The 14,816-nt window shown below is 62.9% G+C and carries 12 protein-coding genes; 5 read left to right on the top strand and 7 right to left on the bottom strand.

Annotated features, from left to right (window positions below; genetic code table 11):
- Window positions 1-24: 24 nt before the first annotated feature.
- From H7993_RS02855 to H7993_RS02825, 7 genes are all read right to left on the bottom strand, one after another.
- Window positions 25-1,998, bottom strand: a complete 1,974-nt coding sequence (locus tag H7993_RS02855; RefSeq protein WP_185793371.1) for a response regulator — start codon at window positions 1,996-1,998, stop codon at window positions 25-27.
- Window positions 1,988-2,863, bottom strand: a complete 876-nt coding sequence (locus H7993_RS02850) for a sensor histidine kinase (RefSeq protein ID WP_122478158.1) — start codon at window positions 2,861-2,863, stop codon at window positions 1,988-1,990. The genes H7993_RS02855 and H7993_RS02850 overlap by 11 nt, the downstream gene beginning before the upstream one ends.
- Entirely contained in the window at window positions 2,856-3,872 is a 1,017-nt protein-coding gene (locus H7993_RS02845) for an ATP-binding protein (protein WP_185793370.1), read from the bottom strand. Before H7993_RS02845 ends, H7993_RS02850 begins: the two co-directional genes overlap by 8 nt.
- Window positions 3,863-4,267, bottom strand: coding sequence for an anti-sigma regulatory factor (locus H7993_RS02840; RefSeq protein WP_185793369.1), 405 nt, complete (start codon window positions 4,265-4,267; stop codon window positions 3,863-3,865). Before H7993_RS02840 ends, H7993_RS02845 begins: the two co-directional genes overlap by 10 nt.
- The gene (locus tag H7993_RS02835; RefSeq protein ID WP_122478154.1) at window positions 4,264-4,626 is read right to left on the bottom strand and encodes an STAS domain-containing protein; all 363 of its coding nucleotides are present in this window, start codon (window positions 4,624-4,626) and stop codon (window positions 4,264-4,266) included. Before H7993_RS02835 ends, H7993_RS02840 begins: the two co-directional genes overlap by 4 nt.
- A gap of 4 nt (window positions 4,627-4,630) precedes the next feature.
- Window positions 4,631-5,482: an STAS domain-containing protein gene (locus H7993_RS02830; RefSeq protein WP_122478153.1), complete on the bottom strand. Its 852-nt coding sequence runs from the start codon at window positions 5,480-5,482 to the stop codon at window positions 4,631-4,633.
- Window positions 5,483-5,618: 136 nt separating this feature from the next.
- Complete coding sequence (locus H7993_RS02825; protein ID WP_122797656.1) at window positions 5,619-5,981, bottom strand: YkgJ family cysteine cluster protein; 363 nt, start codon at window positions 5,979-5,981, stop codon at window positions 5,619-5,621.
- A 214-nt stretch (window positions 5,982-6,195) separates the two neighbouring features.
- Here H7993_RS02825 and H7993_RS02820 point away from each other — a divergent pair, with 214 nt between their 5' ends.
- The 5 genes from H7993_RS02820 to H7993_RS02800 all read left to right on the top strand — a co-directional run bounded on the left by H7993_RS02820 (window position 6,196) and on the right by H7993_RS02800 (window position 14,816).
- Window positions 6,196-6,936, top strand: coding sequence for a FadR/GntR family transcriptional regulator (locus H7993_RS02820; protein WP_122478282.1), 741 nt, complete (start codon window positions 6,196-6,198; stop codon window positions 6,934-6,936).
- 326 nt (window positions 6,937-7,262) lie between these two features.
- On the top strand, window positions 7,263-8,624 hold the full coding sequence (locus tag H7993_RS02815; protein WP_122478149.1) for an MFS transporter: 1,362 nt from the start codon (window positions 7,263-7,265) through the stop codon (window positions 8,622-8,624).
- 87 nt (window positions 8,625-8,711) lie between these two features.
- Window positions 8,712-10,265 carry a galactarate dehydratase gene (gene garD / locus H7993_RS02810; protein WP_185793368.1) on the top strand — a complete coding sequence of 518 codons (1,554 nt, stop codon included), beginning with the start codon at window positions 8,712-8,714 and terminating at the stop codon, window positions 10,263-10,265.
- Between the two features lie 148 nt (window positions 10,266-10,413).
- The gene (pgm, locus tag H7993_RS02805; RefSeq protein ID WP_185793367.1) at window positions 10,414-12,054 is read left to right on the top strand and encodes a phosphoglucomutase (alpha-D-glucose-1,6-bisphosphate-dependent); all 1,641 of its coding nucleotides are present in this window, start codon (window positions 10,414-10,416) and stop codon (window positions 12,052-12,054) included.
- A gap of 383 nt (window positions 12,055-12,437) precedes the next feature.
- Complete coding sequence (locus H7993_RS02800) at window positions 12,438-14,816, top strand: UvrD-helicase domain-containing protein (RefSeq protein ID WP_342345028.1); 2,379 nt, start codon at window positions 12,438-12,440, stop codon at window positions 14,814-14,816.

Raw genomic sequence — 14,816 nt, 5'->3', positions numbered from 1 at the left:
CCACCGACGCGGCTTGCGCCGCTGCTACAGGAGATCGCGTTCGAGGAGGTGGCCGATGCGGCCGACCAGGTCGCCCATGCGGAAGGGTTTGATGACCATGTCCATGCCTTCAGCGAGGAAGGTCTGCAGGTCCAAGGCGTTTTCCGCGTAGCCGGTCATGAACAGCACCGGCAGTTCGGGACGCAAGGCGCGAGCAGCGTCGGCGAGAACGCGGCCGTTCATTTGCGGCAGGCCGACGTCGGTCAACAGCAGCTGGATCGACGGGTCATCGCGCACGATATCCAATGCATCCAGCGCGCTTTCTACCTCGGTGCAGCGGTACCCTGCGTCGATCAGCGCCTCAACCACGAACATCCGTACCGACGCCATGTCTTCCACCACCAGCAAGTGCTCACCGTTACCGCGGTTCTCCAACTGCACCGGCTCGCTGGGCTGCGGTAGCAGCGCCAGGCCAGCCGGCAGCATCAGGGTAACCTCGGTGCCGTGGCCAAGCAGGCTGCGGATTCGCACATCGCCGCCAGACTGCCGGGCAAAGCCGTAGATCGTCGACAGACCCAACCCCGTGCCCTTGCCGACGGCCTTGGTGGTGAAGAACGGGTCGAAGACCTTGTCGATGATGCTGTGATCGATCCCGGTACCGTCGTCACGCACCGACAGCACCACGTAGTCGCCATCGGCCAGGCGTGTGTCGCCCCGCGAATAGGCGGCGAAGGTCGACAGGCGAATGTTGCCGCCCTCGGGCAGCGCGTCGCGGGCATTGATCACCAGGTTGAGCACCGCATTCTCGAATTGGATCGGATCGACCATGGCGATGGCTGCGCTGTCGGTCAGGTCCAGGCTCAGGGTGATCCGTTCACCGATGGTGCGGCGCAACAGGTCTTCCAGCGAATGCACATGCTGGTTGATCGCGATCGGCCGCGTATCGAGCGGCTGCTGGCGGGCGAAGGCCAGCATGCGATGGGTGAGGGCGGCCGCATTGGTTGCCGACTGCAGCGCCGCATCGGCGTAGCGTGACACGGCTTTGTCGACGCTGCCGGTGGCACCTTGCACACCGGCGGGCTCGACCCGCTTCTTGATCAGCTCCAGCGCCGTGATGATGCCGGTCAGCAGGTTGTTGAAGTCATGCGCAATACCCCCGGTGAGCTTGCCCAGGGCGTCCATTTTCTGTACTTGCAACAGTTGCGTCTCGGTGCGCGCGCGCTCGGCCACTTCCTGCGCCAGCAATGTCTGTGCGTCGGCCAACTGGATCTGCTGCTGACGCTCGCGCTGCCGGTGCTCGGTCACGTCCTCGATGAACACCAGGCTGTGCCCGGGCGCGCGATAGGGCGAGACCTGCCATTCGGTTTCACGCAGTTGATCGTCGACCCTGATGGTCAGGTTGCCACGCCAGCGTTCGCCTTTGCTCAAGCGCACCTGCAGGTCGTCCAGCACGCTTTCCTGCCCGGCCGCCAGTTGCGCTTGCAGGCTGGTCAGGGACACCGGGGTAGGCAGCAGTTGCGAGAATGCATGATTGCACTCGATCACCTGCAGCTGCTCGTCGATCACCGCGATGGGCGCGGCGATGTTGGCGAAAATCTCGCGAAAGCGTGCCTCGCTTTCGCGCAGCGCGTTCTCGGTGTCACGCACGCGCAGCAGAGTGCGCAGGGTGGCCAACAGCACGTCGGCGTCCACCGGATGGATCAGGTAAGCGTCCGCGCCGGCTTCCAGGCCTGTGATGATGTCGCCGGTCTGGATCGACGCCGCCGACACATGGATGATCGGCAGCAAGGCTGTAGCCGGTTTGGCGCGCAGCAGTCGGACGATGTCGAAACCGCTCATGTCCGGCAGGTTGACGTCCAGAATCAACGCGTCCAGTTGCTCGCTGGCGATCAGCGCCAGGCCATCGCCGCCGGTGCCGGCTTCCAGAATGACGATGCCGTGGCGTTCCAGTCGACGCCGCAGCGCGTAGCGAGTGGCGCTGTTGTCGTCGACGATGAGTACCCGCACTTCAGGTGTCATGGCCAGGCTCCGGCGCAATGGCCAACGGAATGATCACAAAGAATGTCGAGCCCACCCCCGGGCTGCTTTGCACGCCAACCGTGCCGCCCAGCAACTCGGCGAAGCGCTTGCACAGCGACAGGCCCAGGCCGGTGCCGCGCAGGCGTTTCTGCACCGGCGAATCGATCTGGGCAAAGTCCTCGAACAACGTACCGTGCAGCTCGGCGGGAATGCCGATACCGGTATCGCTCACGGCGAAGCGGATCTGCGATGGTGATTCGAGCCTGGCCGACACCCGCACCTCGCCTGCGAGGGTGAACTTCAACGAGTTGGAAATGAAGTTGCGCAGGATCTGCGCAAGTTTCTTGTCATCGGTATAGAGGCGTGGCAGTCCGACAGGCTCTTCGAAGATGAGGTCCACGGCGCTGGCATTGACGATCGGCCGGAACATGCCGCGCAACGCCGAGAACAGATCGAACATGTCGAACCATGCCGGCGATATGCTGATCCGACCTGCCTCGATCTTGGCCAGGTCGAGCAGGTCGTCGACCATGTCGCTGAGTTCCTGGGCGGCGTGAGTGATGAAACTCACCTGCTTCTGCTGCTCCGGCGCCAAGGGGCCATCCAGTTCATCGGCAAGCAGGCCGGTAATGCTCAGGATCGAGCCCAGCGGGGTGCGGAATTCGTGGCTCATGTAGGACAGGAAGCGGCTCTTGAGGTCCGAAGCCTGGCGCAGTTCCTCAGCCTGGCCGTCAAGTTCGCCATACAGTGCCAGCACGCCCTGGTTGGTTTCATCCAGTTCGTCACGCAAGGCCTGGGCCTCGGCACGCAGTTGAGCGATCAATGCCGCACTGGCCTCGGCATCCAGATCGAGGGGTTCAGACATGGGGTGGCTCCAGAGCGATGACCAATACGGTGATGTCGTCGCGGCCGCGACAGAAGTCGCGGTACAGCACCGACGCAATGATGGCGGGGTGAAGGTGGACCAGACCCGGGTAGTCGGCCATGTTCCAGCGCGACTGCAACCCGTCGCTGTACAGAACGAGCAACTGCTCGTTCGCCTCGTCGAACGTGAAGGCTTGCGCGCGACGGAACTGTCCGCCGACGATGCCCGGATGGGACGCCAGTCCGCGGCTCTTGCCCGGCGATAGCAGCGTGGCGCCGATGTTGCCGATGCCGGCGAAACGCAGTTGCCCGGCGTGGTATTCGAACTGGGCAACGGCCACTGCGCCACCGCGTGTGCCGTTCATGGCCTGGTGCATGTCGTCGAGCACATGTTCGGGCCGTGCGAACGGTGCCTGCCCGAAAGCCTGGCAGCCTGCGCGTGCGGCCTTTTCGGCCTCTTCGCCATGACCGAGACCATCGACCACCACGGCGCTGATACCCTCGCCGGCGAACGTTACCTGCCAGGCATCGCCGCAGGCCGGGTCGTCGTGCAGCGAGCGCTGGGTCACACCCAGGCGCAGGTCGGCGAGCTTGTCGCGCTTGCGGTAGAGGCGTGCCAGCACTACTGAACCGCGGGCGTCGCTGTACGCATCGAACACTTCCGATTGCCGCGCCAGCGCGCCGAGGCCGATGCCTTGAGTGCCGCGCGTGGAATAGCCGTCGGCCATGCACTCGTGCAGCTCGAAACCGGTGCCGCGGTCCAGTGCCAGCAGTTCCACACCCGGTGAAGTTGGATGGGGCAGGGCACGCAGGTGCAGCTCGCCGTGGCCGGCATGCTTGAGGATATTGCTGGCAAGCTCGGTGGCCAGCAGCGCGACGCGGCCGCAGTCGGTTTCGTCCAGGCCCTGCGCCTGCGCCATCTTTTGCGCGGCACGGCGGGCTTCGCCGACCTGGCTGGGGTCCTGCAGTGCGATCACCTGGGTGATGACACTGCGCAAGGTCAGGTCCATCGAGTGATCGTCACGCGGGTGCCCTGGCCAGGCGCAGTGTCCAATTCGAATTCTTCGACCAGGCGGCGTGCACCGGTCAGGCCCAGGCCAAGCCCGTTGCCCGAGGTCCAGCCATCGGTCAGCGCTAGTTTCAGATCGGGAATGCCCGGGCCTTCGTCACGAAACGTCAGGCGCACGCCTTTGCGCACGCCGTCGTCGAGAATCTGCCAGTCCATGTCGCCGCCACCGCCATAGACCACCGTGTTGCGTGCCAGCTCGCTGACCGCCGTCACCAGTTTGGTCAGGTCGATCAGGCGCATGCCGCAGTCCTGGGCCAGCTTGCGCGCGGTCTGGCGGGCCAGCACCACGTCCTGTTCGAGGCGCACCGGTTGACTGCCGCTGCTCTCGACGTTCATGAGCCGTTCACCCGTGCCTGCAGCAGGCGCATGCCGCGCTCCACGTTCAGCGCGGTGCTCACGCCCGGCAGGTTCATGCCCAGCTCGACCAGCGTGATCGCCACGGCGGGCTGCATGCCGACCAGCACGGTTTCGGCGTCCATGATCCGCGACAGGCCGGAGATGGTGCCGATCATCCGGCCAATGAACGAATCGACCATGTCCAGCGCGGAGATATCGATCAACACACCTCGGGCCGAAGTCTTGCTGATCTTTTCCGACAGGTCATCCTGCAGCGCCAGCGCCAGTTGATCGTGCATGTCGACCTGGATGGTCACCAGCAGGTACGCGCCCATCTGCAATATAGGGATGCGTTCCATGGGCTCAAACCGCCTTGCTGACGGTCAGGTTCAGGCGGCGCAGGGCCAGGGCCAGGGCGTCTGCCAGATTGGCCTTGGTGACCACGCCTTGCAGGTCAAGGCCCAGATGGACGATGGTCTGCGCGATCTGCGGACGCACGCCGCTGATGATGCAATCGGCACCCATCAGGCGAATGGCGGTTACTGTCTTGAGCAGATGCTGGGCTACCAGGGTGTCGACCGTCGGCACCCCGGTGATGTCGATGATGGCTATTTCCGAGCCGGTGTCGACGATGCGCTGCAGCAGCGATTCCATCACCACTTGGGTACGCTGCGAGTCCAGCGTGCCGATCATCGGCAGGGCCAGTACGCCTTCCCACAGCTTGACGACAGGGGTGGAGAGTTCGAGCAGTTCTTCCTGCTGACGCTTGATGACCATCTCGCGGGACTTCTGGAAAGTGCGGATGGTGTGCATGCCCAGCCCGTCGAGCAGGTCCGAGACCAGCAGCACCTGCTCGGCAAGCTCGGCCGGATGGCTGGCGTACGCTGCCTGCAGCACGGCGAACAGCGGGCGTTTGAGGGCAAAGATGAAGTGCGCGGTCTGGTGCGAGTCGTGGCCCAGCAGCGCGCGGCTGTGGGACAGCTTCTCCAGCACCTGACGGACATCGGCCCATTGGCTGCCGGCGATGTTGTGGGTCTGACTGGTTTCCAGGGCGCTGATCAACTGGCTGAGCAGCTCGCTGCTCTGCTGCTGGAGGTCGGCTTCCTTGATGTTGCGCGTCGCTCCGCTGGCTTCAAGGCCTGCGAGCCATTGCTCGACGATGGCATTTTGCTGGGATTTGAAAGCGTCAACGGTTTGCGTGTTCAGCGCGGCCATGCAAGAACTCCTGGTACAGAGATGGGGCGAGATAGCGTAATGATGGCCGATTATCTGCTAAACGCCGAATCCCGTCGATGGCCAAAAGCGCACGGCATCCGGCCGCCATCGACTCGGAGCGCAGCGCTTGAATCGGCTAGCTGGCGAGGAGGGTCATGACCGGCTCCGGCAGCGGCGGCAAGCCATGAGCCGCACGCGCCTTGTCGCACGCCGGGTTATGTTCGCCGTGTTCCCAGGAAGCATCGAACTCGCGGCAGGTACTGGAGCGCTGGGCATACATCGTACAACCGATTCCGACCTTGCCCACCTCGCCGGCGAGGGCGACGCAGCGCGTGGGCTTGGCGTCGGTGCCGAGCATCGCCACCCGATTGTGGGTGACCTGAATGACCTGCTCGTCAGGCACCAGGCCGCCCGCAGACTGGCATTCGCCCCAATAGAAGGACACACGGAAATGCGCGCAGCAGGCGCCGCACTCAAGGCAGGGATTGGCTTTGGACATGTAGGCTCGGGAGGGGGGGCAACAGCGTTATTGGGGACCGCGACCACGCCGCCATTCTAGGCCTGCCGTGGCGGTTGGGAAGGGGGGGCTCAAGGTATATTTCAAGGGCGCCCCACCGACCGCGAACACCTCGAAAGGCGGCATGTTCGCGCTGTCATCACACAACTTGCTGATATATGATCGGTTTTCCTTTTCCAGCCATGATCGCGCCGCCATGAGCAACGACATCGTCACCGCCGACATCACGCGTCGCAGGCCGGGCAACCTGGCCCAGAGCCTGGTGGACGATGTCTGCAGGATGATCAGCCAGGGTGTGGTCAAGCCCGGAGACAAGCTGCCCACCGAACTCGAATTGATGGCGGTGGGCGGTGTAAGCCGGGCTACCGTGCGCGAGGCACTGTCCCGCCTGCAGGTGTCGGGTATCGTCGAAACCCGTCGCGGCATCGGCACCTTCGTTCTCAACGTCCCGGGTTCGACCGTATCGCGCCTGGACCCGGCCACTATCGTCACCCTGCAGGACGTTATCGCCATTCTCGATGTGCGCATCAGTTTCGAGATCGAAGCGGCGGGGTTGGCGGCACTGCGGCGCAGCGACGACCAGTTGGCGTGTATCGAAGACGCGCTCAAGCGCTTCGAACAGGCGTCCGACACCAGCGGGTCCATCGTCTCCGACTTCCAGTTCCACCTGCAGATCGCCCAGGCTTCTAACAACCGCTATTTCGCCGACATCATCACGCATTTCGGCACCAGCATGTTTCCCCGTGCACGCCTGGACACCGTGGCCATCGCACGTCTGGACCGCCAGCAGAAACACGAACGGCTGGTCCGCGAACATGCGCACATCTTCGAAGCGGTCGCCCGCTGTGACTATGACGCCGCACGCGCCGCGATGCGCATCCATCTGGCCAACAGCCGGGCGCGCGTGGTCAAGGCGCATGAAGATCTGTCCATCTGACCCTCCACGTCAGCGCCTGCAACGTAGTACGATGACTTCCCGCCGACATCGCTACATCTTTGGAAATAATTCATCTCCGAGGTATGGATATAATCAGCGTTGTACGATAACGTAACTGCAGTATCGGCACAGACCGGTGTCCCCCTAATAATTCCAACGTCCAGGGTGCTGCAACCATGATTATCCACGTGATGTCCTCCCCCTGTTGTCCGACTTCCCCCGTCCTACAGGGCCATGGCTCGCAGCCCGGCTGAGTCAGCGACACCTGAAATACCCGGCTTCATACCCTCTACCCGCATAAAAATAACTCGTGGGAGTACCTTCGCATGCCAGCGACGAAGAAGACGCATGTGCGCTACATGATCCTGTTCCTGTTGTTCGTGGTGACAACACTGAACTACGCGGATCGCGCCACCATTTCCATCGCCGGTGCCAGTCTGCAGAAAGACCTGGGCATCGACGCCGTCACCCTCGGCTATATCTTTTCCGCTTTCGGTTGGGCTTACGTCCTGCTGCAGATCCCCGGCGGCTGGTTGCTCGACCGCTTCGGCTCGAAGAAGGTGTACGCCTGGAGCATTTTCCTTTGGTCGCTGTTCACGGTAATGCAGGGGTTCGTTGGCTACCTGCCGATGGCCAACGCGGTGATCGCGCTGTTCATGCTGCGCTTTCTGGTCGGCGCAGCCGAAGCGCCGTCGTTTCCCGGTAACGCACGCATCGTTGCGGCCTGGTTCCCGACCGCCGAGCGCGGCACGGCGTCGGCGATCTTCAACTCGGCGCAGTACTTCGCCACCGTGCTGTTCGCTCCGCTGATGGGCTGGATCGTGCACTCCTGGGGCTGGGAGCATGTCTTCGTGGTCATGGGCGGCCTGGGCATCCTCTTTTCGGGCGTATGGCTCAAGTACATCCACAATCCCAAGGAACACCCAAGCGTCAGTGCCGAAGAGCTGGAGTTCATCGAGCAGAACGGCGGGCTGGTGGACATGGACCAGGCCAAGGGCGGCAAGTCCAAGCCGAAGTGGAACTACATTCGCCAACTGCTGACCACGCGCATGATGCTTGGTGTGTACCTGGGGCAGTTCTGCATCAACGGCATCACCTACTTCTTCCTTACCTGGTTTCCGGTGTACCTGGTTCAGGAACGCGGCATGACCATCCTCAAGGCAGGCTTCATTGCCTCGCTGCCGGCCATCTGCGGCTTCATCGGTGGCGTGTTGGGCGGGGTCATCTCGGACAGCCTGCTGCGTCGCGGCCATTCCCTCACCTTCGCGCGCAAGACGCCGATCGTCTGCGGCTTGATGCTGTCGACCACCATGGTGATCTGCAACTATGTGCAGGCCGAATGGATGGTGGTGGCGTTCATGGCCCTGGCGTTCTTCGGCAAGGGCGTGGGTGCGCTGGGCTGGGCCGTGGTGTCCGACACTTCGCCCAAGCAGATCGCCGGGATCAGCGGCGGCTTGTTCAACATGTTCGGTAACGTGGCGTCCATCACCACGCCGATCGTGATCGGCTACATCATCAGTGCCACCGGCTCGTTCAAGTACGCGCTGGTCTACGTCGGTGCCAATGCCCTGGTAGCGGTGTTCAGCTACCTGGTGATCGTCGGCCCGATCAAGCGCGTGGTACTGCGCGAAGAGAACGGCGACCCGGTCGTCGACGATGCACCGCAGCTCAATGCCGCTCGTCCCTGAAGCGTCTGCAGCCAACGACAAGACCGCGGCCGGCACTGCCGGTACGCGGCTCTGGATTCAGCCTGAATTGATTGGAAGGGCCAAGCCATGCAATTGATCGAACATTCCGATTCTCCCCGCTACGTGCGCCTGCACGCAGACGATAACGTCGTGGTCGTGGTCAACGATCAGGGCGTGGCCGAAGGCAGCCGTTTTCCCGATGGCCTGACGGTCATCGAAGGTGTGCCGCAGAGCCACAAGGTTGCCACCGTCGATATCGCCGAAGGCGGCGCTGTGGTGCGTTACGGCCAGATCATCGGCTACGCACTGGAGCCGATCCGTCAAGGCAGTTGGGTCAAGGAAAGCCAACTGGCCATGCCTTCGGCTCCGCCGTTGGACAGCCTGCCGATGTCCGACGCGGTACCGCCGGCTCTGCCGCCGCTGGAGGGCTTCACCTTCCAAGGCTACCGCAATGCCGACGGTACCGTGGGTACGCGCAATATTCTGGGGATCACCACCACGGTGCAGTGCGTGACCGGAGTGCTGGACCACGCGGTCAAGCGCATTCGCGAAGAGCTGCTGCCCAAGTACCCCCACGTCGACGACGTGGTGGCGCTGACCCATAGCTACGGCTGCGGCGTGGCCATCAATGCGCGCGATGCCTACATTCCGATTCGTACCGTGCGCAACCTGGCGCGCAACCCGAATCTGGGTGGCGAAGCCTTGGTGATCGGCCTGGGTTGCGAGAAGTTGCAGGCCGGGCAGGTGATGCACGAGGACGATCCCTCGGTAGACCTGAGCGAGCCGTGGCTGTACCGCCTGCAGGACTCCGGGCATGGCTTCGGAGAAATGGTCGAGCAGATCATGGCGCTGGCCGAGACTCGGCTGGCCAAGCTGGACCGTCGGCGTCGCGAAACGGTGCCCGCCAGCGAGCTGATCCTGGGCATGCAGTGTGGCGGTAGCGATGCGTTTTCCGGGATCACCGCCAACCCGGCCCTGGGCTTCGCCTCCGACCTGCTGGTTCGCGCCGGGGCCACGGTGATGTTCTCCGAAGTCACCGAGGTGCGCGATGCCATCTATATGCTCACCTCGCGGGCCGAAACCCACGAAGTGGCAACCCAGCTCGTGCGCGAGATGGACTGGTACGACAATTATCTGGAACGCGGTGCGGCGGACCGCAGTGCCAACACCACACCGGGGAACAAGAAAGGCGGTTTGTCCAACATCGTCGAGAAGTCGCTGGGTTCGATCGTCAAATCGGGCAGCAGCGCCATCAACGGTGTGCTCGGTCCGGGCGAACGGGTCAACCGCAAAGGCCTGATCTACTGTGCCACGCCGGCCAGCGACTTCGTTTGCGGCACGCTGCAGCTGGCTGCCGGGATGAACCTGCACGTGTTCACCACGGGCCGCGGGACCCCGTACGGCCTGGCGATGACGCCGGTGGTGAAAGTGTCCACCCGCACCGAGCTGGCCGAGCGCTGGCCCGACCTCATCGATATCGACGCCGGGCGCATTGCCACCGGGCGGGCGACCATCGAGGAGCTGGGCTGGGAGCTGTTCCATTACTACCTGGCCGTGGCCAGCGGTGAACAACAGACGTGGGCCGAGCGCTATCGCCTGCACAACGACATCACCTTGTTCAACCCCGCGCCGATCACCTGATCAGGCGTCCCGAAGGGCAGCAGGCAACCTGCTGCCGGTCGGTTCGACAAAAGAAGCGTCAAAAAAGGGAATCAAATAGCTACCTCCAGTGTCGAAGTGCCACTAAACTGTCATTCTTCGTTTCGGTACCTACACTAGAGGTTTTTGCATGAAGCTCAGTCCGTTTGCGGGCAAACCTGCTCCAGCCCAGCTGCTGATCGACATCCCGCGTCTGGTCACGGCCTATTACACCGGCCAGCCGGATGCAAGCGAGCCCACTCAGCGTGTGGCGTTCGGGACCTCGGGGCACCGTGGCAGCTCGTTCGACTTGAGCTTCAACGAGGCCCATGTGCTGGCGATCAGCCAGGCGATCTGCCTCTACCGCAGCAGCAAGGGGATCGACGGCCCACTGTTCGTCGGCATCGACACCCACGCGCTGTCAACCCCGGCAGGTGCCAGCGCCCTTGAAGTGTTCGCCGCCAATGGCGTGCAGGTGATGTTGTCCAAGGACGACGAATACACTCCGACACCGGCGGTCTCCCATGCGATCATCTGCTACAACCGTGAGCGCAGCAGCGGCCTGGCGGACGGTGTGGTCATCACGCCGTCGCACAACCCGCCGCAAAGCGGTGGTTTCAAGTACAACCCACCCAATGGCGGCCCGGCCGACGGTGACGTGACCAAGTGGATCGAAGCCAAGGCCAACGAGCTGCTTGCCGATGACCTGCGCGGGGTCAAGCGCATGCCTCACGAGCAGGCGCTGAAGGCTGCCACGACTCACCGGCACGACTACATCGGTCACTACGTGGCCGACCTGGTCAACGTGATCGACTTCGACGTTATCCGCAAGGCCGGCCTGCGCTTGGGTGTGGATCCGCTGGGTGGGGCAGGTGTGCGCTACTGGTCGGCCATTGCCGAGCACTATCAGCTCGACCTGCAGGTGGTGAACACCGAAGTCGATGCCACCTTCCGCTTCATGTGCGTGGACTGGGACGGCCAGATTCGCATGGACCCATCGTCCAGCTACGCCATGCAGGGGCTGATCGGCCTGAAGGACCGCTTCGACGTGGCCTTTGCCTGCGATCCCGATCACGACCGTCATGGCATCGTCACCCCGACGGGCGGGCTGCTGGCACCCAACAACTACCTGGCGGTGGCCATCGACTATCTGTTCCAGAATCGTCCGCAGTGGCGCGCCGACGCAGCCGTGGGCAAGACCGTGGTCAGCAGCGGCATGATCGACCGCGTCACTGCGCGCCTGGGGCGTCGTCTGCATGAAGTGCCGGTGGGCTTCAAGTATTTCGCCGACGGTCTGTTCGATGGCTCGCTGGGGTTCGGCGGTGAAGAGAGCGCCGGCGCGTCGTTCCTGCGCATGGATGGCAGTGTGTGGACCACCGACAAGGACGGGTTGATCCCGGCCCTGTTGGCCGCTGAAATGACCGCACGTACGGGCCGCGATCCAAGTCAGGCGTATGAAGCGCTGACCCAGAGCCTGGGCGAGCCGTTCTCTACGCGCGTCGAGGCCAAGGCCAACCCGCAGCAGAAGGCGGCCTTGAGCAAGCTGTCGCCCGAGCAGGTGAAGTCCACGGAATTGGCCGGTGAGCCGATCGAGCAGATTCTCAGCCATGCGCCAGGCAATGGGCAGGCCATCGGTGGCTTGAAAGTCATCACGGCCAACGGCTGGTTCGCCGCGCGTCCCTCGGGCACCGAAGACATCTACAAGATCTACGCCGAAAGCTTCATCGACGAGGCGCATCTGCAGCGTCTGGTAGCCGAAGCGCAGGTGCTGGTGGATTCCGCCATCGGTTGATCCCGCACGCACCTCCGGTGGTGGCGGTCATCGGCCGCGAAGAAGGCGGTGCGGAGTATCTGATAGACCGAGTCGCCCGTTTCGCGGCCGCGGACCGCTCCTACAGGAAATCCGGTATCGCGTAGGAGCGGTCATCGGCCGCGAAGGGGGCGGTGCGGAGTTTCTGCTACACCGAGTCGACCGTTTCGCGGCCACGGACCGCTCCTACAGGGAATTCGGTATCGCGTAGGAGCGGTCATCGGCCGCGAAAGGGGCGCTGCGGTGGATCAGGTACACCGCACAGGCCGCTGACGCGGCTTGCGCTGCTGCTACGGAGGGTGTGCAGCGTTTGAAGGTGGGATCTTTGGTATATTGCGGTCCTCGCGATATGCCCAGGAGTTTTCGTGTCATCGCAACCTACCGACAAAGACCGTCAAGCCCCCGGCCTGATCGCCCGGGGCTGGCGTTGGCTGCGCTCGCAGCAGCGTGACGCCTGGTTTCACACGCCGCTCACGGAAGCTACCGCCCCGGCTGCCGAATCACCTCCCGAGTCACAGTCGAAACGGCCGCCCCGCGCGCCGAAAAAATCCGTCACCTCACAAGCGCCACAGCCGTTGCTGTTCGCGCCCTGGCAGCTCGAGCTGACGCCAGCGCTGAAGAAAACCATCAAGGCTGACGTCGCTGCCCGCTTGCCCGAACATGCCCAGCCAAGCGCCGCGCAGTGGAAAATGATCTTCAGCACGACACCCGCCACGTGCGTGGTGGCTGGTGCAGGTGCAGGTAAATCCACATCGCTGGTACTGCGCGTGCTGGTGCTGCACCACTACATGGGCTTCGAACTCGACAGCATGAGCGTGGTGACCTTCACCCGAGAGTCACGTCGAGACTTTATCAAGAAGTTGTGCCAAGTCTTTGATATGTGGGGAGTAACTTACGTATTCGAGAAAGTACGTGAAGTGGTCAGAACCTATCATTCCCTGGTTCTGCCGCTGATTCACGCGCTGCCTGGTCTGGCTGAAGTGCGCGCTTTCGAAAACCTCGGAGCGGCCGCAACAGGTAGCGAGGAAGCGAATCCGTTCCAACTGCGGCTCAACGACATCCAGCGTCAGTTGATGAACGAATGCTATCGCAGCCTCATGAGTAGCGATCCTTCGTTCAGTGGTCACGTCGGAAGCTTGCGCGCGAGCGCCGCCCAACTGCGCAAGCTGGACCCGCAGGATCCCGACGTGCAGAAGCGGCTCAAAGCCCTCAGCCTGGCCAGCGCTCGCGACGCCGAACTGTGTGACTTGATCGAAGAACACTGGCGTGCGCAGGATGCCTGGCCTATAAAAGGGATCAAGATAGATCGACAAGCCATTGATATAAAAGGTTTTACCTTTCATACGCATGGCTACACTGCACGCTTGAACACTTGGGTCGTGCTAGGGTTCGAACCCGGTACCGATGCCCAACTCACCCGGCCCACGGCCAAGATCCCAATCTGGGGCGAATGGGCAGTCAAGCGCACCCTGTTTCAAGCTTTCTGTGATAAGCCACTGATATGGCTGGATAATCCTTCCGATGCCAAGAAGGTTTTGACGTCCTTGAACGGCAAAGGGTTGACCGGGCCCGGGTTCGAATACCAGTTGCCCGGCGAACTCACCCCGGCGCCGCTGTTGGACTGTTTCGTGGCTGCCGCAACCTTCATCGAGAACCTCGGATTGCAGGTCGTCGACGCCATCGACCGGATGAGCTGGAACGCCGAAGATTCCGAAGCTGACTTTTTCGCTGCCTTGCGCCTGTTCTGGCCGGCACTCGAAGCGCATCTGCAAAACCAGACGCCGCCAGTCATGCTGTTCAATCGCATGTTCGCCTTGCTTGGCGAAGGGCCAGGCTCGCGAGTCAGCGAACTGCCTGACGACGCACTGCGCCCCATGTCCCATCTGCTCGTCGACGAATTCCAGGACATTTCCGCACAGATCGTTGGCTGGTTGAGGGCCAGCCTTGCGGAAATCCTGCGCCGCAGCACCGCGTTGGCCGGTGAGCGAGCCGCGCAGAACAGCTCGCTGATGTGCGTTGGCGACGACTGGCAGTCGATCTATGGCTGGCGTGGCAGTAACCCGAGCTACTTCATGCAGTTCAACCGCACCTTCAGCGCTCACAAGCACACGCGTGTACTGCTGATCGACAACTACCGCAGCCATCAGGCGATCATCGACGCCGCCGAGCATATCGTGGCGTCGGCACCGGCCATACCCGGCAAGAAGGCCCTGGCACGCCGCGTATTCGATCGCGAGCCATCGCCTGTGATTCTCTTGAGTCGAGACCTTGCCGATCTGGCACGGCGCGCCGCCGAGCATCACGCTGCAGGCGACTCGATTCTGGTGCTCTATCGTCGCAACAGTGACCGCCAGGCTTTGGCCGAGCATATCCAGGGCCTGTTGCAGGCAGATCAAGCGTTGCCAGCCGAGCAGCGCCGTTTGCGCCAGCTCACGTTCCACAGCGCCAAGGGTCTGCAGGCCGACGCGGTATTTCTGCTGGGCGATTGCCAGTATGCCAGTCGCTCGCCCTACAAGAACCAGGTCTATGCCCTGGCGGGCCTGGCTCAGGCGGTGCAGGTGGACGGCTACGACAGTGCCCAGCACGAGGAAGCGCTGCGCCTGGCCTATGTCGGGATCACCCGGGCCATCCACAGCTGCTATTGGTATGTGGAAACCGCTGCCAAACCAGGCGCCCGCGCCTCGGATCGAGTGGACGCCAGAATGCCGTGCTTCAACGATGTGCGGACCAAGCCCAAGCGCTGA

The sequence above is a fragment of the Pseudomonas baltica genome (assembly GCF_014235765.1).
GTDB lineage: Bacteria > Pseudomonadota > Gammaproteobacteria > Pseudomonadales > Pseudomonadaceae > Aquipseudomonas > Aquipseudomonas baltica.
The sequence above is the reverse complement of the archived record's forward strand: the minus strand, read 5'-3'. Positions and strand labels throughout refer to the sequence as shown.